At 63.4% G+C, this 24,075-nt stretch carries 20 protein-coding genes; 14 read left to right on the top strand and 6 right to left on the bottom strand.

Translation table 11 applies throughout. The features are described 5' to 3' along the window. Positions 1-70: 70 nt before the first annotated feature. Positions 71-1,321 carry an ABC transporter substrate-binding protein gene (locus A0W70_RS01555; protein WP_070987671.1) on the bottom strand — a complete coding sequence of 417 codons (1,251 nt, stop codon included), beginning with the start codon at positions 1,319-1,321 and terminating at the stop codon, positions 71-73. 180 nt (positions 1,322-1,501) lie between these two features. Between A0W70_RS01555 and A0W70_RS01550 the strand changes: the two genes are divergently transcribed. The 8 genes from A0W70_RS01550 (at position 1,502) to A0W70_RS01515 (ending at position 9,950) form a co-directional block, all read left to right on the top strand. Further along, the gene (locus A0W70_RS01550) at positions 1,502-1,969 is read left to right on the top strand and encodes an SUF system Fe-S cluster assembly regulator (RefSeq protein ID WP_070987664.1); all 468 of its coding nucleotides are present in this window, start codon (positions 1,502-1,504) and stop codon (positions 1,967-1,969) included. 18 nt (positions 1,970-1,987) lie between these two features. Beyond that, positions 1,988-3,439: a Fe-S cluster assembly protein SufB gene (sufB, locus tag A0W70_RS01545; protein WP_083330686.1), complete on the top strand. Its 1,452-nt coding sequence runs from the start codon at positions 1,988-1,990 to the stop codon at positions 3,437-3,439. Positions 3,440-3,601: 162 nt separating this feature from the next. After that, on the top strand, positions 3,602-4,360 hold the full coding sequence (gene sufC, locus A0W70_RS01540) for a Fe-S cluster assembly ATPase SufC (RefSeq protein ID WP_070988254.1): 759 nt from the start codon (positions 3,602-3,604) through the stop codon (positions 4,358-4,360). Next, complete coding sequence (gene sufD / locus A0W70_RS01535; RefSeq protein ID WP_070987660.1) at positions 4,357-5,691, top strand: Fe-S cluster assembly protein SufD; 1,335 nt, start codon at positions 4,357-4,359, stop codon at positions 5,689-5,691. Before sufC ends, sufD begins: the two co-directional genes overlap by 4 nt. Beyond that, the gene (locus A0W70_RS01530) at positions 5,688-6,941 is read left to right on the top strand and encodes a cysteine desulfurase (protein ID WP_070987658.1); all 1,254 of its coding nucleotides are present in this window, start codon (positions 5,688-5,690) and stop codon (positions 6,939-6,941) included. The genes sufD and A0W70_RS01530 overlap by 4 nt, the downstream gene beginning before the upstream one ends. 16 nt (positions 6,942-6,957) lie before the next feature. Continuing rightward, on the top strand, positions 6,958-7,503 hold the full coding sequence (gene sufT / locus A0W70_RS01525; protein WP_070988253.1) for a putative Fe-S cluster assembly protein SufT: 546 nt from the start codon (positions 6,958-6,960) through the stop codon (positions 7,501-7,503). A gap of 130 nt (positions 7,504-7,633) precedes the next feature. Then, positions 7,634-7,957, top strand: a complete 324-nt coding sequence (locus A0W70_RS01520; RefSeq protein ID WP_070988252.1) for a non-heme iron oxygenase ferredoxin subunit — start codon at positions 7,634-7,636, stop codon at positions 7,955-7,957. Positions 7,958-8,168: 211 nt separating this feature from the next. Next, the gene (locus tag A0W70_RS01515; RefSeq protein ID WP_083330685.1) at positions 8,169-9,950 is read left to right on the top strand and encodes an O-antigen ligase family protein; all 1,782 of its coding nucleotides are present in this window, start codon (positions 8,169-8,171) and stop codon (positions 9,948-9,950) included. A 216-nt stretch (positions 9,951-10,166) separates the two neighbouring features. On the opposite strand, the gene A0W70_RS01510 is transcribed toward A0W70_RS01515, so the two are convergent. Then, positions 10,167-10,625 carry an acyl-CoA thioesterase gene (locus A0W70_RS01510; protein WP_175443034.1) on the bottom strand — a complete coding sequence of 153 codons (459 nt, stop codon included), beginning with the start codon at positions 10,623-10,625 and terminating at the stop codon, positions 10,167-10,169. Positions 10,626-10,690: 65 nt separating this feature from the next. Here A0W70_RS01510 and A0W70_RS01505 point away from each other — a divergent pair, with 65 nt between their 5' ends. Next, complete coding sequence (locus tag A0W70_RS01505; protein WP_070987654.1) at positions 10,691-11,485, top strand: alpha/beta fold hydrolase; 795 nt, start codon at positions 10,691-10,693, stop codon at positions 11,483-11,485. Between the two features lie 2 nt (positions 11,486-11,487). Continuing rightward, a complete protein-coding gene (locus A0W70_RS01500) occupies positions 11,488-12,918 on the top strand; it encodes an O-antigen ligase family protein (protein WP_083330683.1) in 1,431 nt (476 codons plus the stop codon). Positions 12,919-13,135: 217 nt separating this feature from the next. Here A0W70_RS01500 and clpB read toward each other — a convergent pair whose 3' ends face one another. From clpB to rluD, 3 genes are all read right to left on the bottom strand, one after another. Next, a complete protein-coding gene (gene clpB / locus A0W70_RS01495; RefSeq protein ID WP_175443055.1) occupies positions 13,136-15,739 on the bottom strand; it encodes an ATP-dependent chaperone ClpB in 2,604 nt (867 codons plus the stop codon). Positions 15,740-15,938: 199 nt separating this feature from the next. After that, a complete protein-coding gene (gene pgeF, locus A0W70_RS01490; RefSeq protein WP_083330682.1) occupies positions 15,939-16,697 on the bottom strand; it encodes a peptidoglycan editing factor PgeF in 759 nt (252 codons plus the stop codon). Continuing rightward, complete coding sequence (gene rluD, locus A0W70_RS01485) at positions 16,690-17,664, bottom strand: 23S rRNA pseudouridine(1911/1915/1917) synthase RluD (protein WP_070987648.1); 975 nt, start codon at positions 17,662-17,664, stop codon at positions 16,690-16,692. Before rluD ends, pgeF begins: the two co-directional genes overlap by 8 nt. Before the next feature lie 52 nt (positions 17,665-17,716). Between rluD and A0W70_RS01480 the strand changes: the two genes are divergently transcribed. After that, a complete protein-coding gene (locus A0W70_RS01480; protein ID WP_175443033.1) occupies positions 17,717-18,499 on the top strand; it encodes an outer membrane protein assembly factor BamD in 783 nt (260 codons plus the stop codon). A gap of 51 nt (positions 18,500-18,550) precedes the next feature. On the opposite strand, the gene A0W70_RS01475 is transcribed toward A0W70_RS01480, so the two are convergent. Next, entirely contained in the window at positions 18,551-20,194 is a 1,644-nt protein-coding gene (locus A0W70_RS01475) for an NAD+ synthase (RefSeq protein ID WP_070988248.1), read from the bottom strand. A 107-nt stretch (positions 20,195-20,301) separates the two neighbouring features. Between A0W70_RS01475 and A0W70_RS01470 the strand changes: the two genes are divergently transcribed. From A0W70_RS01470 to A0W70_RS01460, 3 genes are all read left to right on the top strand, one after another. Beyond that, complete coding sequence (locus tag A0W70_RS01470; RefSeq protein WP_083330679.1) at positions 20,302-21,945, top strand: sensor histidine kinase; 1,644 nt, start codon at positions 20,302-20,304, stop codon at positions 21,943-21,945. After that, positions 21,938-23,317 carry a sigma-54-dependent transcriptional regulator gene (locus tag A0W70_RS01465; protein WP_070987645.1) on the top strand — a complete coding sequence of 460 codons (1,380 nt, stop codon included), beginning with the start codon at positions 21,938-21,940 and terminating at the stop codon, positions 23,315-23,317. The genes A0W70_RS01470 and A0W70_RS01465 overlap by 8 nt, the downstream gene beginning before the upstream one ends. Before the next feature lie 221 nt (positions 23,318-23,538). Then, on the top strand, positions 23,539-23,991 hold the full coding sequence (locus A0W70_RS01460; RefSeq protein WP_070987643.1) for a pilin: 453 nt from the start codon (positions 23,539-23,541) through the stop codon (positions 23,989-23,991). Positions 23,992-24,075 lie beyond the last annotated feature (84 nt).

The following is a 24,075-nucleotide window of genomic DNA, read 5'->3' as shown; positions in this document are numbered from 1 at the left end:
CACAATGCGGAGCCGGGCCGTGTTCTCGATTCCGTCCCGGCGGTACCGGGGCGCCGGAATCGCCTTACTTTTACTTACCGGGTTCGAAGACCTTTTCGGTACTGATCTCCCCGTCGCGGATCACCCAATGGGCGAACGTGCCGCTGACATCACCGTTGTCATCGAAGTTGATCGATCCCGAAGCACCGCTGTAGTTGATGTCCTCGCCATCGGCGAGCAGCTGCATGGCCTTTTTCCATTCCCCGGGCAGGATCTGCTCACCGGGCGGATTGGCGACATCGCGCAGGGCATCGCGTACGGCCTCGCCATCGTTGCGGCCGGCCGCCTGGGCCGCGAGTGCAAGCACCCAGGTCGCGTCATAGGCGGTATCGATGAACGGCTTCGGCGGCACCTCGCCGTACTCGCCCTCGTAAGTGCTCCGGAAGTGCTGCGCGGCGTCGGTATCGGTCAGCGCCTCCGGGGCGGTGCCGAAGCTGCCTTCGAGCAGGTCGGCGCCTACCGCATCGATGATCTCCGGCGCTTTCATGCCATCGGTGAACACGAAGCGGTCGAAATGCCCGCCCTGAAGGGCCTGGCGCAGGATGGTCACACCGCTTTCGGGATAACCGATCAGCACGAGTGCCTCGGCGCCGCCATCGGCGGCCTTCGACAGTTCGCCGCGATAGGAAGCATTGCCCTTCTCGTAGGCGATGCGCTCGTCCACCGTGCCGTCACGGCCCTCGAACGCGGCACTGAAGCTGTCCGCCAGCCCCTCGCCGTAGTCGTTGTTCACGTACAGGATCGAAACGTTGCTCAAGCCGTCCGCGGCCACGACCTCGGCCAGCGCCCGACCCTGGAAGGCATCCGAGGGCACGGTGCGGAACATGAAGTCGTTGTCATCGAGGCCCGTGATCACCGGCGAGGTCGAGGCCCCGGAAATCTGCGGAACCCCCTCCTTGCTGGTCACGCTCTGCGCGACCGGGATCGTCACGCCCGAGGAAAGCGCGCCCACGATGCCGGATACGCCATCGATGGAGACCAACTGCTTCGCGGCATCGATCCCCGACTGCGGGTTGGTCTGGGTATCGCCGAGCTCGATCTCCATGTCCTGGCCGTGAACGCCGCCCGCGGCGTTGATCTCCATCGCAGCCAGCTCGATACCGTTGAGCGAGGTCTGGCCGTAGGCCTGCAGATCGCCCGTCATCGGCATCAGCGCACCGAGTTTGAGCGGGCCATCGGCCGCCTGGACGGCCGTACCGCCAGCGACCATGAGGGCCGCGGCGGCCGCGATCGTCGCCGTGCGGCGCACGCCGCGCCGACGATGGGGGATGCTGATCGACATCGTGGACCTCCACAGTGTTGTTTTTGGTGGCTCGTCATTCTTGGCGGACCAGTGCCCGGGTGTCAACGTAAATGCCCGCCATTGCGGAGTCGGGCCGGCGCAGCCCCTTCCATTGCGACTTAAAGAGTACTAGAATCGTACTCAATTAGACGCAGTCTAAGACCGGGTCAAAGGGGGCACATGCTCAGAGTCAGCAAGCTTACCGATTATGCCACGGTGGTACTCGCCACGATGGCCCGCGATCCGGACCGGGTATACACGGCGGCGGACCTGTCGGAGCAGACGCGGCTCGGGCGGCCGACAGTCAGCAAACTGCTCAAGCAGTTCGTGCGCGCCGGCCTGCTGAAATCCTATCGCGGTGCCCACGGCGGCTACCTGCTCGCGGAGGCGCCCGAGGATATCAGCGCCACCCGCATCATCGACCTGGTCGAGGGGCCTATGGCGATGACCGAGTGCGGTCTCAGCGACCGCCACTGCGAGCTTGAAGACATATGTACCGTCGGCCATCACTGGCAGCGGATCAACCGGGCCATCCGGGCGGCCCTGGAAGAAATCAGCCTGGCGGATCTCGCGGCGCCGACCACGGTACCGCTGCAGCGCTTCGATCTGCGGCGGGCAGTTACCGGCGAACTCGAGATCAACCACTAGCAGCGGAGTCGATCGATCATGGCGGCAAATGTCGAAGAATTCGTCACCCAGCGGTACAAGCAGGGTTTCATTACCGATATCGAGACGGACACGGTCCCGCCGGGCCTGAACGAGGACGTCATCCGGCTGATCTCGCACAAGAAGGGCGAGCCGGATTTCATGCTGGAGTGGCGCCTGAAGGCGTACCGGCACTGGCTGACGATGACGGAGCCGAACTGGGCGCATGTGCATTATCCGCCCATCGATTTCCAGGATATTTCGTACTATTCGGCCCCGAAGTCGAAGGAACAGCAGAACGCGGAGGCCCCGCAGAGCCTGGACGAGGTCGATCCGAAGCTGCTGGAAACCTACGAGAAGCTCGGGATTCCGCTCCATGAGCAGGAAAAGCTCGCGGGCGTAGCCGTCGACGCGGTTTTTGACAGCGTGTCGGTCGCGACGACGTTCAAGGACAAGCTGGCCGAGGCCGGCGTGATCTTCTGCTCGATGTCCGAGGCCCTGCAGCACTACCCCGAACTGGTCGAGCAGTACATCGGCAGCGTGGTGCCGTACACCGACAACTTCTATGCGGGGCTCAATTCGGCGGTGTTCACTGACGGCTCGTTCGTGTACGTGCCCGAGGGCGTGACCTGCCCGATGGAGCTGTCGACCTACTTCCGGATCAACGAGGCCAAGACGGGCCAGTTCGAGCGCACGCTGATCATCGCCGAGAAGGGCTCCTACGTGAGCTACCTCGAAGGCTGCACCGCGCCGCAGCGCGACGAGAACCAGCTCCACGCCGCTGTGGTCGAGCTGATCGCGCATGAAGACGCGACCATCAAATACTCGACGGTGCAGAACTGGTATCCCGGCGACGAGGAAGGCAAAGGCGGCATCTACAACTTCGTGACCAAGCGCGGCGAGGCTCGTGGCGACCGATCGAAGATCACCTGGACCCAGGTCGAGACCGGCTCGGCGATCACGATGAAGTATCCGGGCTGCGTGTTGACCGGCAACGACTCGGTGGGCGAATTCTATTCGGTCGCCGTGACCAGCAATTACCAGCAGGCCGACACCGGCACCAAGATGATCCATGTCGGGCGGAACACGCGCAGCACGGTGGTCGCCAAGGGCATCTCCGCGATGCAGGGCGAGCAGTCGTACCGTGGCCTGGTGAAGATCCTGCCGAGCGCCACCGGCGCCCGCAACTACACGCAGTGCGACTCGATGCTGATCGGCGACAAGTGCGGCGCGCACACCTTCCCCTACATCGAGGTGAAGGAACCGGGCGCCGTGGTCGAGCACGAGGCGTCGACCTCCAAGGTCAGCGACGAGCAGCTGTTCTACTGCCGGCAGCGGGGCATCTCCGAAGAGGATGCGGTCAACCTGATCGTCAACGGCTTCTGCAAGGACGTGTTCCGCGAACTGCCCATGGAATTCGCGGTCGAGGCCCAGGCCCTGCTCGGCGTGACGCTGGAAGGTGCGGTCGGCTGAGCGGACGCCAACCCTTCGAATAGACCTGTAGGAGCGAGCTTGCTCGCGATAGTCGTTTCCGGAAGCCCAATCGCGAGCAAGCTCGCTCCTACAGCCGAAGAATTCTGAATTCGGGGCCAAGCCCCACTGGATCAAGGAGTCACAAGTTCCATGACTGAACCGATGCTGAAGATTACCAACCTGCACGCGAAGGCCGAGGACGCGGAAATCCTTCGCGGCCTGAACCTCGAGGTGAACGCCGGCGAGGTGCACGCGATCATGGGGCCGAACGGCTCCGGCAAGTCGACGCTGGCGCATATCCTGGCCGGGCGTGACGACTATGAAGTGACCGAGGGCTCGGTGACGTACAAGGGGCAGAACCTGCTGGAGATGGAACCGGAAGAGCGGGCCCACGAGGGCGTCTTTCTTGCGTTCCAGTACCCGGTCGAAATCCCGGGCGTGAACAACATCTATCTGCTCAAGTCCGCGGTGAATGCCAAGCGCAAGCACCGGGGGCTGGACGAGATCGACTCGGTCGATTTCCTCACCGACGTCAAGCAGAAGATGAAGCTCATGGGCATGGACGAGAGCTTCCTCAAGCGCTCCGTCAACGAGGGCTTCTCCGGCGGCGAGAAAAAGCGCAACGAGGTATTCCAGATGATGGTGCTGGAACCCGAACTGTGCGTCATGGATGAGACCGATTCGGGCCTCGACATCGATGCGCTCAAGATCGTCGCCCAGGGCGTCGAGAAGATGCGCAGTCCGGACCGGGCGATCGTGCTGGTCACGCACTACCAGCGCCTGCTCGACCACATCCAGCCCGACCGCGTCCATGTACTGGCGCGCGGACAGGTGCTGAAGTCCGGTGACAAGCAGCTCGCACATGAACTCGAAGAGCACGGATACGACTGGATCCGCAACGAGGAGGCCGAGTCCGCATGAAGGCCGTAGACGAAACCGCAACCCGACTGCTCGAACGTCTGCAGGGAGAGCGCCCGGGCGACTCCAGCGAGTGGGTCGCAGACCTGCGGCGGGACGCGGTGGCGCGTTTCGCCGAAATGGGCCTGCCGAATCAGCGCATCGAGGACTGGAAGTACACCAGCACCAAGGCGATCGCCAAGCGCGATTTCGCCCGCCCGGATGCGGCGGGCGCCACGGCCGACGCCGAGCGGATCGAAGCGCTGCGCATCCCGGATCTCGATGCGCATCGGCTCGTGTTCATCAACGGCCACTATGCCGCGGCGCTGTCCGACGGCGACATGGCCGACGACGCCGTGCGAGTGCGTAGCCTCGCACAGGTATTGGCCGAGGACCCGGACGCCCTGAAGGACCGGCTCGCCGACGCGGCGCCCACCCACTTCAGCGGCTTTACCGCGCTCAACACCGCCTTCGCGGAGGACGGCGCCGTCATCGAGGTCGCGGCCGACCGCCGGGTCGAGCGCCCGATCGAACTCCTGTTCGTCTCGACGCTGTGCGACGAACCGGTGGCGGCCCATCCGCGCATCCTGATCGATGCCGCCCATCACGGCGAGGCGACGATCATCGAGCACTATGTCGGCATGGACGATCCGCAGAACCTGACCAATGCCGTCACCGAGGCGCGCCTGGCCGAGGGCGCCCGGATCGCTCACTACCGGATCCAGCGCGAGAGCCGCAAGGGCTTCCATATCGGGAGCCTGCACGTGAACCAGGCCGGGAACAGCCGCCTGGAGCAGCACAACGTGCAGATCGGCGCCGCGCTGTGCCGCACCGATATCAACACGGCCCTGAACGCCGAAGGCGCGGAGACACTGTACAACGGCCTCTACCTCGTCAACGGCCGGCAACACGTTGATACGCACACGCGCATCAACCACAACCAGCCGAACACGACCAGCGAGGAGGCCTACCGCGGCATCCTCGACGGGTACGCCCGGGGCGTGTTCAACGGCCGCGTGTATGTGGCACCGCACGCGCAGAAGACGGCCGCGTATCAGTCGAATGACAACCTGCTGCTCTCCGGCAAAGCCGAGATCGACACCAAGCCGGAACTCGAGATCTACGCCGACGACGTGGTCTGCACGCACGGGGCGACGGTGGGCCAGCTCGACACGCGCGCCCTCTTCTATCTGCGCTCACGCGGCGTGGATCACGAGACCGCGCGTGGGCTGCTCCTCTACGCCTTCGCGGAAGCGACAATCGAGCGCATGAGCATCGAACCGCTGCGCGACTGGCTGCAGGGCTTCGTCATCGACGAACTGCCGCATGCGGAGCGTATCCAGGAATTCGTATGACCGCCGTCACCGATACCGCAACCGCCTCCGGGCCGCTCGATATCGAGCGGCTGCGGGACGACTTCCCCATCTTCCGTCAGGAGGTGGGCGGGCACCCGCTCGTGTATCTGGATAATGCGGCGACCTCGCAGAAGCCGACGGCGGTGATCGAGGCGATCGACCGCTACTACCGCGAGACGAATTCGAACATCCATCGCGGTGTGCATACCCTCGCCGAGCGCGCCACCGCGCAGTACGAGGATGCGCGCGCGAAAATCGCCGATTTCATCAATGCCGCGGAATCGCGTGAGCTCGTATTCACACGCGGCACCACCGAATCGGTCAATCTCGTGGCGCAGGCCTACCTGCGGCCGCTGCTGCAGCCGGGGGACGAGATCCTTCTCTCGGAGATGGAGCATCACTCCAACATCGTCCCGTGGCAGCTGGTGGCGGAGCAGACCGGGGCGACGCTCCGGGTGATTCCGTTCGATGACGACGGCGTACTGCAACTCGACGAGTTCGAGCGCCTCATCGGCCCACGGACGCGCCTGCTCGCGATCGGCCATGTCTCCAATGCGCTGGGCACCATCAACCCGGTGGGCGACATGATCGCGAGCGCCCACGCGCACGGTGTACCGGTACTGGTCGACGGGGCACAGTCCGTGCCGCATTTCGCCGTCGACGTGCAGGCGCTCGACGCCGACTTCTACTGCTTTTCCGGGCACAAGATGTTTGGTCCGACCGGCATCGGCGTCCTGTACGCGAAGGCCGATATCCTGGAGGCCATGCCCCCGTACCAGGGCGGCGGCGAGATGATCACCAAAGTCAGCTTCTCCGGCAGCGAGTTCCAGGTGATCCCGAACCGCTTCGAGGCGGGCACCCCGAACATCGCCGGCGCGATCGGTCTCGGAGCCGCGGTCGACTATATCAACGGGATCGGGATCGATCGCATGGCGGCCCAGGAGGCCGACGTGCTCGCCTACGCGCACGAGCGAGCCCACGAGATCGAGGGCCTGCGGATCATCGGGAGGGCGCCGGAGAAGGCCGGCGTGCTCTCGTTCGTCATCGACGGCGTCCACCCCAATGATCTCGGCATGCTGATCGATCAGGAGGGCGTCGCGATCCGTACCGGTCATCACTGCGCCATGCCGGCGATGGAGCATTTCGGGCTCGCGGGGACTGCGCGCGCATCGTTCGCGTTTTACAATACCCGTGCGGACGTCGACCGCCTGATCGAAGGCATCGCAAACGTCCGCGCGATGCTTGCCTGAAGGATTCAACGCCATGATGCAGGGTTACGAACCGATCACGCTCTCGCGCGGTGTCCAGGCGATCCGCGTGCCATCGGGCGACCGGATCATTCTGCCCAAGGGCATGCAGGTCATCATCACCCAGGCACTGGGCGGCAGTTTCACCGTCAACATCGGCGGCAACCTCGCCCGGATCGCCAATGAGGACGCGGATGCGCTTGGCCGCGACCCCATGGAGGGTCCCGCGGTCCCGGACAATCCGAGCGACAAGGACATCGAGGCGGCGGTCTATCGCCAGCTCGAGACCTGCTACGACCCCGAGATCCCCATCAATATCGTTGATCTCGGCCTCGTCTACGACTGCGATGTTCGCCGCGCCACCGACGAGAGCTGGTACGTCGAGATCCGCATGACCCTGACCGCCCCCGGTTGCGGCATGGGCGACGTCATCGCCGATGACGTGCGCTACAGCGTCGAGCTGATCCCCGGCGTCGAGCAGTGCGATGTCGAACTCGTATTCGACCCGCCCTGGGGGCCGGACATGATGTCCGAGACCGCGCGCCTGCAGACGGGCATGATGTAAGTGCGGAATACGGAAATTACGAGACTGCACCGTGGGTAAGCGCCGGACATACGGCGGCCGCCGCCCGGTGGATCTCTGGCGCGGGCAGCGCGAAACCTCACCGAAAACACCAACCGGCGGGAACGACTCGATGTCTGACTGGACGGATGTCGCGAAGAAGGACGAACTGCTACCCGGTGAATACCGCGTGATCGACGTCGACGACGTCGATATCGTCGTATTCAACATCGAGGGTGACTTCTACGCCCTTGAAGACGTCTGCACCCACGACGGCGCCGAACTCTCCGGCGGCGAGATCGAGGACGACTGCATCGTCTGCCCGCGCCACGGTGCGAAGTTCTGCATCAAGACCGGCGAGGCCCTCACCCCGCCCGCCTATGAAGCGACCGAAACCTTCCCGGTGCGCGTCAACGACGAGGGCTGGATCCAGGTCCGCGATCCGAGATGGGACTGAGTGTTTATTCAGGACATCCCTTTATCCCCGTAAGCGGCTGCAATAGGCTGACCTGAACATAGCAATATTCGCGTCAACCTGACGATCACTCCGCACGATATCCCAAGGGATACCGATCCGGCGCCACCAAAACGACCATTACATTGCTGTGCCGATGGCGAGACCCTCCACGATCGGTGCTCGTCCATATCCGTGAAACCTCGGAGCTCCCATGTCCCTGCCGTTACAAGTCCTTGTTTATACACTTTTGCTTGTTCCACTGATGGCATCGATGTGGCCCATCTGGCCGCTACAGACTGCGGTACCGGATTCTGCCGCACTCCTCCTTGCGGCCGTGATCGGCGGCGTCTCACTCCTCCGGATAAACGACGAGACTCTCCATATTCCCCGCCTCGTGTTGCCACTTTCCGCCGTCCTCGGTTCCATGATTCTATCCGGGGCATTGGCCGATTATTCGATAACGACCACTATTCGTTGGCAAATTCTTACCCTGGTCGTATTGATCCTTGCCCTCCCTGGTCTCGGCCGTCTTCGCACGAACCTCGGAAACAGTGCCTATTTACTGTTGGTCGGCCGCGGACTACTTGTACTCGGAATACTCTACTCTTTCTGCTCGCTCGCAGTGCGTTATGGGATTTTTGACGGCGCGGGGCCGACGGTCGAAATCAACCCGCGGTTGGAAGGGCTCTGGAAACAGCCCAATCTGACGACCACAACTATCTGGCTGGCACTGACCGTCGGCTTACTTACCTCTTTTCGAGATGACCATCCGTGGCTCGCAGCAAGCATTACTATCCTGTTCGGCCTTGTTTGTGCCCTCACCGCATCCCGCATAACTGTACTTTTCCTGGTATTAGTCGGCGTCTTAGCCTGGGTGGCCTGCCGTTCTGACGACTCGGCACTCAAGCTAAAAGGCAAATGGCTCGCGGCAGGTTCTGGCATGGTTCTGGCGTGTCTGATTGCATTGCCCCCCGTCGTCCAATCCTTCGAGCGTCATCTGGGATACGAGACCGACCGTGCTGTCTCCGTAATTGACCGTTCAACCGAATCATATCCGCGTCTTGTCGAACACCGAAAAATCGCGTCGTCCATATCTGACTGGGGAGCGCGCGACTGGCTCGTAGGCATCGGGCCAGGCAATTACGGTCATTTCTCATATCACCATCCGTTCGATCCCGATCCCGGCGCCGCCGCTCAGGGGGGATGGCTTCACTCGCACAACATTTTTTCGATGATCCTTGTTGAGCAGGGCGTTATCGGATTCGCTACAGTCCTCTTCTTATTCGTTACCGTTGCAATCGCACTTTGGCGCAAACGACATCATACATATGCGCTTCCGCTTGCGGCTGGACTGGGTGCTCTGTTCCTTCACAGTAATGTAGAGTTCCCACTCTGGTACCCGTGGTTCGCATTCATTTTTGTGGCGCTTGCGATCCCGCTTTTCGACGACTACCGCATCAATATCGAGTCGTCGCGAATAATGTCCCTTTCCGGCGCTCTGATTATATTTATCACTTTGTTCTCCGCCATAAATATCGGCACCCAAGCTCATCGAATCATGGAGGTTGCATCGGAATCGGACCCAGGAAAACAAGACTATCGAACAATCAGAAAACTGAGCACAAGTTCACTAGTCGGGCCGTACGCTACGCTGACGGGGTATCAACAATTCGCTCCCAGCATTTTCGGGCTTGACTCACAAATTAAGCGTGCGGCTAATATGGCGCACTGGCGTCCGCTCGGGGTGGTCAAGATACGTCAAACCATGCTTCTTCTGCGAGCGGGAGATGCTGACGGCGCCTGCCGGATGGCACGAGAGACGAGTTCCTACTATCCGACGGCGGCCCCCGTGATAGTTGAGCAGGCAATTACGGATAGCAAAGCGATCAAGATCGACCTGCCACGCTTGATAGACTGCGTCGAAGACGGTCTTGAGGTTTGGGGCGAAGATCTCGTCTCCATGAGCGCGTCCGATCGATCGTCGAGCCAATAACCACGCCGATCTTTGGCTTTCAGCGCCTTCTGTACAATCTATCCCCGTATACCAAAATAACGCAGAAACGTACATCGGAGGTCCGCAAGCACGCGGCCCCGTTACGGTCGGGCAACTATCGCTGCCGACCGTTCATCCGCGTTGCAGCACCGAGTAAATCCGGTGTTCCGGGATTCCGTGGCGTTCTTTCCTTAACGGATTACGTGGTACGCGACCCTACGCCATTCCCCCGATTCGGCGGACCAGGGATTTCTGCTCGTCACTTAACGGTACCGACCGTAACGGCCGCCCCTGCACCTGGACTATCACCGAGGTAGCAGTCGCTTTGCATTCACCGCTTGCAAAGATAGCGTGGCCAAGGTGAAATGAACTGCCGCCGATATGCCGTACGGCCGTCCCGATGTCGACAGTATCAGGATAATAGAGTTCCTCGATGTAGTCGGCCGCAATGTGCGCCAGGACGAACACCGGGCCGTGTTCGCGATCCGCGGGAGGCCGTCCCAGTTGCTCTAAAAACGCCACGCGGCCTGTCTCGAAGTAGACCATGTACGCCACATTATTGACATGGCCGAGCACGTCGAGATCGCCGAAGCGGATGATATCCTGGCGCCATAGGGTGTGCGTCTCCGGGTTCATCAGCGCCTCACGCTCAGCCGCGGGATCGGGTACGTACATCGCGCGCTCCTCTGATAGGCTTGAATCAACACCAGACAATATCATGCCCAGAGGATTCACTCGCTATGGAACTCTATGCCCGCATCATCGGTGAGGGTCCGCCAATCGTGCTTTTGCACGGACTTTTCGGATCAAATGAAAACCTCGGCGGCGTCGCCCGGGCGCTCGGCGACCGTTACACGGTTTATGGTCTGGATCTTCGCAACCACGGGCGGTCGCCGCAGGCGGAGTCGATGGATTACTCGAGCATGGCGGCGGACGTGAACGAGACTCTCGACCACCATGGCCTGGATGAGGCCATTTTTATCGGACACTCCATGGGTGGCAAGACCGCAATGGAACTCGCGCTCTCGACCCCCAACCGAGTGGCGGCCCTGATCGTCGTCGACATCGCGCCGATTGCGTACGATCGCCGCCACGATCAGGAACTTGACGCGTTACAGGGTCTTGATCCGAGTGATATCCGCTCACGGGGCGAAGCCGACGCAACCCTTGCTGAACGTATACCAAGCGCGGCGGTTCGTCAGTTTCTGCTCAAGAACCTCATCCGTGAAGGTAAGGGATTCGCATGGCGTATCCCCTTGGAAACGATATACCGCCAATATGACAGGATCGCCGCGGCGCCGTCCGCAAAGGGGCCATACAACGGCCCCACGCTCTTCATCCGTGGCGGAAATTCCGACTACCTACCTACAGCTGCCGAAGCGACCGTTAATGAACGTTTCCCGCGTGCGACCATTGTAACGCTTGCCAACCTTGGTCACTGGCCTCACGCGGAATCCCCGCACGAGTTCGTGCATGCGATTACAGGGTTCCTCGATGCCCTGCGCACGAGCGAGCCACGGACACCAAGTCGTTAAGCATGAACATCACCGGAGGATCTACAAGCGCGAGCCCTTCCTGTCAGCACAGGGGCACTCATAATCGTTCCGTGGAGCCTTATTTACTTACCGCTTTACTAGCGCTTCTTGCGCCCCTCCTGCTTCACGCTTCAACGATCCTCGACTATACACCGGAATCACTATGGACTTATGATCTTGCCCGCTGGATGAATGTACCGGTATTGGCAATCGCTATGGTTGCGGCGATTTTGGGTGTTCATAGACTTGAAATCACCATCCCGATGGGAGTACTGGTCGCGCTCAGCGCCAGCCTGACCGGAACGACTCTGGCCCTGCATATCCATATCGGCGGGGCTGCCGAGTGGACCCTTCTCATGACCCTCATGGCGGCTGGTTGGCTACTGGCCAATCTGGCCCGGTTCTCCAGCCCAGGAGAGGTCACGAACCAACTGGCGCTGGCTATTCTCCTGATCTCCACGCTCCTGATCGTCCGCGGATTAGCCGCATGGCTACCACATTGCCTATACGACGGGACCTGTAACGAATTTTACGGTAATTACCTCGCAATAGGTAACCGCCGTGGTTTCAACCATATTCAAACCGGGATAATTCCATTTCTGATTTGGCTGACGTTTACGCGGGATCCGGGGTACGTGCGAAAGCTCGCACTGTTCAACACGGTCATCATGCTTTGGATGGTCGTGACAACGGGTGCGCGCGGTACCTCAGTCGCCCTGATTGCCACCGGTATGATTATCGCCTGGAGTTACCGGTGGACAGGAAGCCAGTGGCGGACCATGGCGTTATCGGTGGCCTTTGCCACAGCCGCCGTGGTCGCGACGGCGAGCAGCCAGTTTCTGATCGGACCGACAACCTCCCCCGGAACCGAGCCTTTTACCATCGATCTCGGCTCTAGTGGTCGGGTCGACTTATGGCGCCAAGCGATTGCTGGAACACTCGACGCACCGGTACTCGGTCAGGGACCTGGAGCCGTCGCTACCCTACCGACCAAGTTGGCGCACGCACATAATCTTTTGCTTGAAGTGTCACATGATTATGGACTCCCGGTTGCGCTATTCACGGTCATTTTTGTAGTACTAAGCGCTGTACTTGCCGTTTTTCGCCTGCCGCAGGAGGCCCAGCCCGTCGCATGGGCAACGTGCGCACTTCTCGTGCATAGTCTCGTCAGCGGCGTCTACTTTTATCCGTTCGGGCAGATTCTGCTCCTGCTTACGCTCGCTCTCACATGGGGCTGGTCCAAAGCTCTGGGTCCTCCTTCGTTGCGGTATGTTGTCTACATGACCCCTGGAGTCCGGATCATTGCGGGGGCGCTGGTCTGCGGTTTGGTTGTGAGCATGGTTTTACTATTTGCGGCCAGCTTTCCGGACTATCGATCAGGCATCGGCTTCGCGCCAAGACTTTGGCTCGGCGGTCGATACAACATCCAATAATGACCGCCGTTGCTATCCAAATCATTACTCTCAACCGCGACCTCACCGACTGCCGATAACTTGGGGGAATGAATGTTAATAAGTGCGGTCAGAATATTGGTGTCCGCGGAGAACTGTGGTTGCCTGGTTATCCTCCAGTGCTTGAGCTTGACCAATCTCAAAAAAACCGGGCGCCCGAAGGCGCCCGTAATCGAGGGAGTCGGCCCCCGTTGATGGTTCAGGCCGTCGCGGCCTCGGCGGTTTCCGAGCGGCGCTCGAAGACCAAGCCATCCGGGCCCGCATCCACGTGGATGGTGTCGCTCGGGCCGAAGCGGCCGGCCAGGATTTCCTGGGCCAGCGGGTTCTCCAGCTGCTGCTGGATGGCCCGCTTGAGCGGCCGGGCCCCGTAGACCGGATCGAAGCCGGCCTCGCCGAGGTGATCCAGCGCCGCGGCGCTGAGTTCGATCGCCATGTCGCGCTCGGCCAGGCGCTTGTGCAGGTGCCCCATCTGGATGCCGGTGATCTCGCGGATCTGTTCACGGCCCAGCGAATGGAACACCACCAGGTCATCGATCCGGTTGATGAACTCGGGCCGGAACGACTTGCCCACGATCTCCATCACCGACGACTTGATCGCGTCATAGTCGCCCTGCCCGGCCATCTCCTGAATGACATCGCTGCCGAGGTTGGACGTCATGATGACGACCGTATTACGGAAGTCGACCGTGCGGCCGTGGCCGTCGGTCAGGCGACCGTCGTCCAGCACCTGCAGCAGGATGTTGAACACATCCCGGTGCGCCTTCTCGATCTCATCCATCAGGATGACCGAGTACGGCTTGCGGCGGACGGCCTCGGTCAGGTAACCGCCTTCCTCATAGCCGACATAGCCCGGCGGCGCACCGATCAGGCGGGCCACGGAGTGCTGCTCCATGAACTCCGACATGTCGATGCGCACCATCGACTCCTCGGTATCGAAGAGGAAGTTGGCGAGCGCCTTTGAGAGCTCCGTCTTGCCTACACCGGTCGGGCCAAGGAACAGGAACGAGCCATTGGGGCGGTTCGGGTCCGCCAGTCCAGCACGCGAGCGGCGGATCGCCGAGGCGACCGCATGGACGGCCTCGTCCTGGCCCACCACCCGTTCGGCCAGCACTTCCTCGAGGCGATTGAGCTTCTCGCGCTCGCCCTCGAGCATCTTCGAGACCGGGATACCGGTCCAGCGCGAGACCACCTCGGCCACCTCTTCCTCGGTGACCTTGTTGCGCAACAGGCGGGACTCCTCCTGGCTGTCTTCCTGCTCCTGGACCTGCTGGAGCTGTTTCTCAAGCTCGGGAATGCGGCCGTACTGGAGCTCGGACATCCGGCCAAGATTACCGGCCCGGCGCGCGGTCTCCAGCTCCTGGCGGGCGCGTTCGAGTTCTTCCTTGATCTGGGTCTCGCCCTGCACCGCCGACTTCTCGGCCTTCCAGATCTCGTCGAGATCCGCGTATTCCTTCTCCAGCCGCTCGATCTCCTCATCGAGATTCTTCCGGCGCTTCTTCGAGGCCTCGTCGGATTCCTTGTTCATGGCCTCGCGTTCGATCTTCAACTGGATCAGACGCCGCTCGAGGCGGTCCATCTCCTCCGGCTTGGAGTCGATCTCCATGCGGATCCGCGAGGCGGCCTCGTCGACCAGGTCGATCGCCTTGTCCGGTTGCTGACGATCGGTGATGTAGCGTGTGGACAGCTGCGCCGCGGCGATGATCGCGGGGTCGGTGATCTGCACCCCGTGGTGCACCTCGTAGCGTTCCTTGAGGCCACGCAGAATCGCGATCGTGTCCTCGACGTTGGGCTCGTCGACCAGCACCTTCTGGAAGCGGCGCTCCAGGGCCGCGTCTTTCTCGATGTTCTTGCGGTATTCATCCAGCGTGGTCGCACCGATGCAGTGCAGTTCGCCGCGAGCGAGTGCCGGCTTGAGCATATTGCCCGCGTCCATGGCGCCCTCGGCCTTGCCGGCCCCGACCACCATGTGCATCTCGTCGATGAACAGGATGATGCGGCCTTCTTCCTTGCCGATCTCATTGAGGACCGATTTCAGGCGTTCCTCGAACTCGCCCCGGTATTTCGCGCCGGAAAGCAGTGAACCGAGGTCCAGCGCCAGCAGGCGCTTATCCTTCAGGCCCTCCGGCACCTCGCCGTTGACGATGCGCTGCGCCAGCCCCTCGACGATCGCGGTCTTGCCGACGCCGGGCTCACCGATCAGCACGGGGTTGTTCTTGGTGCGCCGCTGCAGCACCTGCACGGCACGCCGGATCTCCTCGTCGCGACCGATCACCGGGTCGAGTTTCCCCTGCTCGGCACGCTCCGTGACGTCGGTGCAGTACTTCTCCAGTGCCTGACGCTGCTCTTCGGCGTTCGGGTCGTTGACGTTTTCGCCGCCACGGACGGCATCGATCGACTTCTCGAGCGCGCCCTTGACCGCACCGTGCTCGTGCATCAGCTCGGCGATCCGGCCCTTGCCCTCGACCGCCGCCAGCGCGAACAGCTCGCTCGAGATGTACTGGTCGCCACGCTTCTGGGCGAGCTTGTCGCACTGGTTCAGCAGCTTTGACAGATCGTTGGAGATATGGACCTCGCCTTCGGTCCCGGAGACCTTCGGCAGGCGATCCATTTCGGCACCGAGCGCGGAACGTAGGCCATTCACGTTCACGCCGGCATGGGAAAGCAGATGGCGGGTGCTCCCGCCCTCCTGATCGAGCATCGCCACCATCAGGTGAACGGGCTCGATGAACTGATGATCGCGTCCGACCGCGAGCGACTGCGCGTCGGCCAGCGCCATCTGGAACTTGCTGGTCAGTTTGTCCATCCGCATGAGTTCGACTCCCTCGGGGATTGCATTAATACCCGTTAAATGCGGGCCCATCGGGAATTTTCAAGACTCGGGAGGGGAACAGGCGGCAGGCGGCAGGCGGCAGGCGGCAGGCGGCAGGCGGCAGGCGGCAGATAGAGCGTAGGCCGGCTTGCGACCGAAGGGAGCCAGCCGGCGGGCAGAGTTATGGGCTGAGTTAGGCGGTCCCCAGCCAGGCGAGTGTTGCCATGCGACCGGTGGGGCCGCCGGCGCGTCGATGGGAGAAGAATCTTTCCGGATCGCTGTAGGTGCAGAAGCCGCCGCCCCCGATCGATTGCACGCCGCGGGCACGCAGTCGGCGGCGGGCAAGTTCACAGAGGTCGGCGTGCCAGCGATCGCCGGCGCCCGGCTGGAAGGCCGCCGCCGCGGCTGGATCGACACTCGTGAAGGCATCGCGCACCTCGGGGCCGACCTCGAACGCTGCTGGTCCGATTGCCGGCCCCAGCCACGCGACCAGATCGACCGGCTCAACCGGCAGTGCGGCAACCAGCGCCTCGATCACGCCGTTCGCGAGACCGCGCCAACCGGCATGCGCCACGCCGACGGCGCGGCCCTTGTGGTCCACGAGGGCGACCGGCAGGCAATCCGCGGTCAGCACGGCGCAGACAACGCCGGGCCGTGCGGTCCAGACCGCATCGGCCTCGATCCGGTCGCTGTCTTCATGCCCATGCAGTTCGACACAACGGGTGCCATGCACCTGGCGCAGCCAGACCGGGTCGGCCGGCAGGTCGAGCAGACGCCGCAAGCGCCGCCGGTTGATGGACAACCCGGCTTCCGCGGCTTCGGCGGGCCCACCGAGCGTGAATGTGGACCAGGTACCGGTACCGACCCCACCGCTGCGCGTGGTCGCGAGAACGCGGGCGGACGAGCCGGCGATCGTCCCCGGACCCAGCCAGGTTCCGGCGAACTCAGACATGGGCGTTGAGGTCAGCCTCCAGCCCGTCGAGCACGGCCTGGAAATCGGCCGGCACCGGGGCCTCCCAGGTACACCAGTCGCCCCGCTCCGGATGCGACATCTCCAGCCGGGCGGCATGCAGCGCCTGTCGGTGCAGGGCCTGCAGGGCATCGCGGAGCTCGGGAGCCGGGGAACGCGGCAACTGCGGGCGGCCCCCGTACTGCGGATCGCCGACCAGCGGCAGACCTGCGTGCTGCATGTGCACACGGATCTGATGCGTGCGCCCGGTCTCCAGTCGTACGCGGATGTAGGCGTGCCCACGGTATTTGCGCTCGATGCGGAAGTGCGTCACCGCCGGCCGCCCACCGGTCCGGACCACGGCCTGCCGCTGCCGATCCCTCGGATGTCGGCCGATTGGGGCATCGATCGTGTCGCCCGCGACCGGGACGCCGGTCACGATCGCCCGGTACTCGCGCACGATGGCGCGATCGTGGAGCTGGGTGACCAGGCGATTGTGCGCCGCCAGTGTGCGGGCGACTACCATCAGACCCGTCGTGTCCTTGTCCAGACGATGCACGATGCCAGCCCGCGGCACGGCCGCGAGCGACGGATCGTAGTGCAACAGGCCGTTCTGCAGCGTCCCACCGCGATGGCCCGCGGCCGGATGAACCACCAGACCGGCCGGTTTATTGACGACCAGAATGGCTTCGTCCTCGTGCACGATGCCGAAGTCGACGTCCTCGGCGGCCGCGTCGAGGGTCGGATCGACCTGCTCGGCGATACCGGCATCGAGGACCACCGACTCGCCACCAAGCACCAGCGTGCGGGGGGCGGGACTCATGCCGTTGACATGCAGGTGACCGGCCTTGAGCCACTCCTGCAGCCGGGTGCGCGAATATTCGGGGAACAGGCGCGCGAGCGCGCGGTCGAGACGCTCGCCGGCCTGCCCCGCCGGGATATGACGGATGTCGGGTTCTTGAGTATCCATAGCCTCGGAAGCGTAGCCTTTTGTCGGGTATAATGGGAAGGTTATGTTGAAAATGAATGCGACCATGCGCCCGCTTGCCCTGATAATCGCCCTCGCCGTGCTTGCCGTTACCGGCGGCTGCGCGTCGACCGACCACGACCCGACCGCCGACTGGTCCAAGGAACGCCTCTACGAAGAGGCGAAACGGTCGATGGAAGCCGGCTCCTTTCAGGACGCGATCGATTACTTCGAGAAGCTGGAGGCCCGCTACCCCTTCGGCCCGCTGGCCCTGCAGGCCCAGCTGGACATCGCGTATTCCTATTACCAGTTCGGGGAGGAGCAGTCGGCGATCGCCGCCCTGGACCGCTTCATCAAACTGCACCCCACCCACGAAGGGGTCGCCTACGCCTACTACCTCCGCGGGCTCGTGCGCTACAACCGCGGCCGGACGTTCGTCAACGAGCTGTTCCCGCGCGACATGGCGCAGATGGACCAGCAGCGCCTGCAGCAGGCCTTCGCCGACTTCCGCCGGGTTGTCGAGCAGCACGGGGACTCCCGCTACGCGGATGATGCCCGCCAGCGGATGATCTACCTGCGCAACCAGATGGCGCTCCACGAACTGGAAACGGCGCGCTTCTATTTCGGCCAGAGCGCTTACACGGCAGTGGTCAACCGGATCGAGTACCTGCTCTCGAACTACGATGGAGCCCCCGCCGTCCCGGATGCCCTGGCGCTGCAGGCGCAGGCGTACGACCGCATGGGGCTGGACGACCTGGCGGCGGATTCGCGGCGGGTCCTCCGGCACAACTGGCCGGACCACCCGGTCCCGGGCGACGAAGTCGCGAGCGATTCCTGACCGACGCCGGTTTAGCGCCGTCACCCGTCGACGGCACCGCGGCGCGGTACGCTACATCGAATACCTTGAGGTGATCGGATAACGCCGTTCGCGACCAAAGGCCCGGGGCGATACCTTGGGTCCCGGCGCCGCCTGACGCCGTTTGTACTCGCTCTTCACCAGCATACGCGCCACGCGGCGCACCGTGTCCGCGTTGAAGCCGGCCGCGGCGATGTCCTCGACCGACTCGTCGCGCTCCACTAGCGCCTCCAGGATCGGATCGAGCACGTCATACGGTGGCAGACTGTCCGAATCGGCCTGATCGGCGGCCAGTTCCGCCGATGGCTCACGCGTCAGCACCCGCTCCGGAATCGCGAGCGCCTGCTCGTTGCGCCAGCGCGCCAGGGCATAGACCCGGGTTTTGCTGACGTCCTTCAGCGGCGCGAAGCCCCCGGCCATATCGCCGTACAGCGTGGCGTAGCCCACCGCCATCTCGCTTTTGTTGCCGGTGGCCAGCACGATGGCGTTGTGCTTATTTGCCAGCGCCATCAGCAGAAGCCCCCGGGAGCGGGCCTGGATATTCTCCTCCGTCGTGTCGGGCGCCATGCCCGCAAACGGTCCGGAAAGGATATCGAGAAAGGCCTCATAGGCCGGTTCGATCGACAGCGTCTCACAGCGCACGCCCAGCCGTTCCGCCTCTTCGGCGGCATCGTCGAGGCTCATCTGCGCCGTGTAGCGCGAGGGCATACGGACCGCGGTCACGCGCTCGGGCCCGAGGGCATCGGCGGCGAGCGCCAGTACGAGCGCCGAGTCGATCCCGCCCGACAGTCCCACGAACACGCCCTCGAAACCGTTTTTGGTCACATAATCGCGTACACCCAGTGTGAGGGCGCGGTAGATCGATTCGGCCTGCGGCAGCGACCGCGGCGACGGCGCTACCGCTTCGACCGGCTGCAGTCCGGACCCGGCGCGCCAGGCGACTGCGCCCTCGCCCTCGACGAACGCCGGCAGCCGGAGCGCCTCATTCCCGTAAGCGTCGATCGCGAACGAATCGCCGTCGAACACGAGATCGTCCTGCCCGCCGACCTGGTTCACGTAGACCAGCGGACAGCCCGTTTCCTGAACGCGCCGACGGGCGACGGCGAGGCGCTCCGCCGCCTTGTCGCAATGGTAAGGGGACGCATTGGGACACAGGATCAGCTCGGCCCCGGCCGCCGCGAGATCGGAAGCCGGCTCCGCCTGCCAGATATCCTCGCAGATCATCAGCCCCAGCGTATGGCCGTCGATGGACACGGTGACAGCGCTGTCGCCCGCGCTGAAATACCGTTTTTCGTCGAACACACCGTAGTTGGGCAGACAGCGTTTGCGGACCGCGGCGACGCGCTTGCCTGCGTCCAGCAGCACACCGCCGTTGTAGCAGACGTCATTTTCGAACAGCGGCAAACCAACCAGTGCGGCGATCCCCGTCTCCTCCAGCGCCACGGCGATCTCATCGACCGCCGCATCGATGCGCCCGGGAAGATCGGGGCGCAGCAGGAGATCATCCGGCGGATATCCGAGCAGGCACAGTTCCGGGAAGACGGCAAGGCGGGCACCATGACGGACTTCCAGATTCTGCGCCGCGGCAATCACGCGGCGCGCATTGCCCTCGATATCACCGACGACGGCATCCACCTGCGCCAGCCCGATCTTCAGGGAATCACCTGTGTGCTGCACGAAGTATCTCCGGGAACCACGACGATGCGGATTGTGCGCCCCGTCGACCGCCGGGCCAAGCATCGGACCTTGCCTGGCGGACACGAAATCCCGAGACTACCCGCGCGATGAGTGACCAGCAGATACAACTCATGCCGGATGGACCGGACGAACATCCCGACGCCTCTCTGCGGAGAGAGGACTGGGAGTCCATCCGGATCCTGAACAGCTACCGGCTGTTCATCGCGATCGCCCTGCTCGTGGCTTTTCTCGCGGATGTGCGCACGGTCGAGTTCGGCGTTACGGCTCCCCTGCTGTTCTACACCGCGAGCGCGGTCTACCTCTTCGCAGCGATCGCGTTCGCCTGGACCATCCATCGTCGCGTCCCGGACGCCCGAATACAGGCGTATCTGCACCTCTACACCGACCTGATCCTGCTCACAGTCGCCACCTACGGCTCCGGGGGGGTGGCGAGCGGTCTCGGTACGCTGCTCGTCGTGCCGATCGCCGGCGCCGGCACCCTGCTGGCCGCACGCCACGCCCTGCTGGCCGCCGCACTCGGATCGTTGCTGCTGCTCGGCATTGAATCCATCCGGGCGTTCCGGATCGATGCTGGCGCCGCCGCCTATCCGCAAGCGGCGGTGCTAGGAATCACGCTGTTCGCGGCCGCACTGCTGGCCGCCGCGCTGGCCAGGCGTTCCGCGGAGAGCGCCGAGATCGCTCGCCGCCGATCGGTCGACGTACAGCGGCTCTCCGCCCTCAACGAGCGCATTGTCCAGCACATGGAAGCCGGGATTCTCGTGGTCGACCCTTCGGGCCGAATCTCGCTGGCGAACGCCAGCGCCGGGGTGCTGCTCGACGATCCCGCGACACTCACCGGGCGCCGCGTCGACGATGTCGCTCCCGGTCTCGTGGCGGCACTCGATCGCTGGAGCCGCGACGGGCGCACCAGCCCGGAGCCGCTGACGGCGAAACCGGGCGCGAACCGCCGTCTGCAGGTGCAATTCACGGCGCTCGGCGAACCGGGCACGCTGCTCTCGATCGAGGATGCCCGGTTCATCGAGGAGCAGGTCCAGCAGCTCAAGCTGGCGTCACTCGGGCGGCTCACCGCCAGCATCGCCCATGAAATCCGGAATCCACTCGGGGCGATCAGTCACTCCGCCCAGTTGCTGGAAGAGTCGGAGGCGATTCCGGAGGCCGATCGGCGCCTGACCGGCATCATGCTCGCGCACAGTCGCCGCGTGAATCACATCGTCGAGAGCGTGCTTGAACTCTCGCGTCAGCGTGGCGGCGAGGGCACGACCGTCGAACTCGCAGAGTGGCTGCCGGATTTCGCCCGGCAGTATGCGCACGACCACCAACTCGGGACCGACCGGCTGCGTCACACGGCGCCCGGGACGGCCCTTCGGGTACACTTCGATCCGGGGCAGCTCGATCAGATCGTCCGCAATCTGTGCGATAACAGCCTGCGTCACGGGCGACGGAGCGATGGGGAATCGGTTATCGTCACGCTTTGCGCGGGCACCGATCGTGAGGGGCACACCTGGCTGGACGTCCGTGACGACGGCAATCCGATCGATCGGCGCCAGGTCGATGAGATCTTCGAGCCGTTTTTCACGACCAGTCACTCGGGCACCGGCCTCGGCCTGTTCCTCGCCCGCGAACTCTGTGAGGCGAACAACGCCCGTCTGCATTTCGTGGCATCGGATACCGGCAACTGCTTCCGCGTGACCCTGCAGGCCATCGACGACCGACCGAGGCACCATGGCTGAACAGACCGTCCTGATCGTCGACGACGAACCCGACATCCGCGAACTGTTGGAGATCACGCTCGGCCGCATGGGGCTGGAGACGGTCGCTGTCGGTACACTGGAGTCCGCCCGCTCCGCGCTGGCAGAACGCGGCTACCATCTGTGTCTGACCGATATGCGACTCCCGGACGGCGACGGCCTCGATCTCGTCGACCACATCAATCGCGATTATCCCGGCACCCCGGTCGCCGTCATTACCGCTCACGGAAACATGGACGCCGCGGTGAAGGCGCTCAAATCCGGCGCCTTCGATTTCGTGGCGAAACCGGTCGAACTCGAAGACCTTCGCAGCCTGGTAACCCAGGCCCTCCGCCTGGAACCGGCCGGCGAGCACCGGGCCAGCGACACCGGTACCCGCCTGATCGGACAGTCGCCAGCGATCGAGACGCTCCGCACGCGGATCGCTAAGGTCGCCCGCAGCCAGGCCCCGGTGGTCATAAGTGGCGAATCCGGCTCCGGCAAGGAACTGGTCGCCCGACTGATCCATGAACAGGGCCCGCGAGCCGAGCGCCCCTTTGTGCCGGTCAACTGCGGCGCGATCCCGCGGGAACTCATGGAGAGCGAATTCTTCGGCCACCGCCGCGGCGCCTTCACCGGCGCCAACAGCGACCGCGACGGCCTGTTCGCGGCCGCCCATGGCGGCACCCTGTTCCTCGACGAGGTCGTGGAACTGCCGCCCGATATGCAGGTGAAGCTCCTGCGGGCCATCCAGGAGAAACGCATCCGCCCCGTCGGGGCGACAAGCGAACAGCCCATCGATGCCCGCATCGTCTGTGCCACCCACGCCGATCTCGAACAGGCGGTCCGGGACGGGCGCTTCCGGGAGGACCTCTTCTACCGTATCCACGTGATCGCGCTGCGGGTCCCGCCCCTGCGCGAGCGCGGCGGCGACATCGCCACGATCGCCGACCACATCGTCGGCCGCCTGGCCGAGGAGTATCAGGCCGGAGCGGTTACCCTGACCCAGGACGCGTTCGAAGCCCTCGCCGCCTACCCGTTCCCCGGCAACGTCCGCGAACTCGAGAACATCCTGGAACGCGCCCTGACACTGGTCGACGGCAATCGAATCAGCGCGGAAGACCTCCAGCTTGCCCCCGGTGGCGGTGGTGGTGGCGCGACCAATGGCATGCCCGCGGGCGATATCAGCGAACCTTCCTCACACGCCACGCCAACAGCGGCCACCTCGATCGATGACCAGATCGAGGACAACCAGCGCCGCCTGCTGACGGAAAGCCTGGAGCGCAACCGCTGGAACCGCACCGCCTCGGCGCAGGAACTGGGCCTGACCTACCGGCAGCTGCGTTACCGTCTGAAGAAGCTGGGAATCGACTGACTGACACGACAATCGGCGACGGATCGCGTCACATTTTGACACCGATTCCTCCCGCTACCCCCGAAACGCCCGCAGTGTGCCTCCCCTCGGGGCTGAATACGTTCTGGCACGGTCCCTGCTTGCTAAACAGGCAACGCCGAACAGTCGGCTTGTCCGTGGAGGGGAGCGGCGACCGGCGTCCGTGGATTGACCACACCATTACACGTGGAAGGAGTTCCGCAATGAAAACCATGCAGAAAGGCTTCACGCTCATCGAGCTGATGATCGTTGTAGCGATCATCGGCATCCTGGCGGCAATCGCGATCCCGCAGTATCAGGACTATGTCGCCCGTTCCCAGGTAACTTCGGCTCTCCAGGAAATCAGCCCGCTGAAGACGGCGGCTGAAGAGAAACTGCTTTCGGGGCGGAGTATCTCCGATCCGACGGATCTCGGCGCCGCTGGTACAGCAGGAGGCACAATCACAACCGAGTATGCGACACTCACGCTGAACAATGCCGGCGATGAGGATATGGAAATCGTTGCAACGCTTGACCAGAATGTGCAGCCAGCAGTGAACGGTGCCGTTATCACACTCGCACGGAGCGCGAACGGATCTTGGTCGTGCACGGTGACCGCCGCTGGCTCGAGTGGCTGGGACGACAGCTACGCACCGTCCGGATGTCCGGTCAGCTAAGTCTAAAAGCTGAACTCAAGATGGACGTCCCCGAAAGCCCCGGTCACGTCGACCGGGGCTTTTTTTGTTATTGCCAACTCACGG

The organism is Halofilum ochraceum (assembly GCF_001614315.2).
Lineage (GTDB): Bacteria > Pseudomonadota > Gammaproteobacteria > XJ16 > Halofilaceae > Halofilum > Halofilum ochraceum.
Note: the sequence above shows the minus strand (reverse complement) of the source record. Positions and strands in the feature narration are given on the sequence as shown.

Excerpts from the sequence above, each read along its gene's own strand:
- A0W70_RS01555 (WP_070987671.1), bottom strand. The coding sequence starts at position 1,321 with ATGTCGATCAGCATCCCCCATCGTCGGCGCGGCGTGCGCCGCACGGCG.
- A0W70_RS01550 (WP_070987664.1), top strand. The coding sequence starts at position 1,502 with ATGCTCAGAGTCAGCAAGCTTACCGATTATGCCACGGTGGTACTCGCC.
- sufB (WP_083330686.1), top strand. The coding sequence starts at position 1,988 with ATGGCGGCAAATGTCGAAGAATTCGTCACCCAGCGGTACAAGCAGGGT.
- sufC (WP_070988254.1), top strand. The coding sequence starts at position 3,602 with ATGCTGAAGATTACCAACCTGCACGCGAAGGCCGAGGACGCGGAAATC.
- sufD (WP_070987660.1), top strand. The coding sequence starts at position 4,357 with ATGAAGGCCGTAGACGAAACCGCAACCCGACTGCTCGAACGTCTGCAG.
- A0W70_RS01530 (WP_070987658.1), top strand. The coding sequence starts at position 5,688 with ATGACCGCCGTCACCGATACCGCAACCGCCTCCGGGCCGCTCGATATC.
- sufT (WP_070988253.1), top strand. The coding sequence starts at position 6,958 with ATGCAGGGTTACGAACCGATCACGCTCTCGCGCGGTGTCCAGGCGATC.
- A0W70_RS01520 (WP_070988252.1), top strand. The coding sequence starts at position 7,634 with ATGTCTGACTGGACGGATGTCGCGAAGAAGGACGAACTGCTACCCGGT.
- A0W70_RS01515 (WP_083330685.1), top strand. The coding sequence starts at position 8,169 with ATGTCCCTGCCGTTACAAGTCCTTGTTTATACACTTTTGCTTGTTCCA.
- A0W70_RS01510 (WP_175443034.1), bottom strand. The coding sequence starts at position 10,625 with ATGTACGTACCCGATCCCGCGGCTGAGCGTGAGGCGCTGATGAACCCG.
- A0W70_RS01505 (WP_070987654.1), top strand. The coding sequence starts at position 10,691 with ATGGAACTCTATGCCCGCATCATCGGTGAGGGTCCGCCAATCGTGCTT.
- A0W70_RS01500 (WP_083330683.1), top strand. The coding sequence starts at position 11,488 with ATGAACATCACCGGAGGATCTACAAGCGCGAGCCCTTCCTGTCAGCAC.
- clpB (WP_175443055.1), bottom strand. The coding sequence starts at position 15,739 with ATGGACAAACTGACCAGCAAGTTCCAGATGGCGCTGGCCGACGCGCAG.
- pgeF (WP_083330682.1), bottom strand. The coding sequence starts at position 16,697 with ATGTCTGAGTTCGCCGGAACCTGGCTGGGTCCGGGGACGATCGCCGGC.
- rluD (WP_070987648.1), bottom strand. The coding sequence starts at position 17,664 with ATGGATACTCAAGAACCCGACATCCGTCATATCCCGGCGGGGCAGGCC.
- A0W70_RS01480 (WP_175443033.1), top strand. The coding sequence starts at position 17,717 with ATGAATGCGACCATGCGCCCGCTTGCCCTGATAATCGCCCTCGCCGTG.
- A0W70_RS01470 (WP_083330679.1), top strand. The coding sequence starts at position 20,302 with ATGAGTGACCAGCAGATACAACTCATGCCGGATGGACCGGACGAACAT.
- A0W70_RS01465 (WP_070987645.1), top strand. The coding sequence starts at position 21,938 with ATGGCTGAACAGACCGTCCTGATCGTCGACGACGAACCCGACATCCGC.
- A0W70_RS01460 (WP_070987643.1), top strand. The coding sequence starts at position 23,539 with ATGAAAACCATGCAGAAAGGCTTCACGCTCATCGAGCTGATGATCGTT.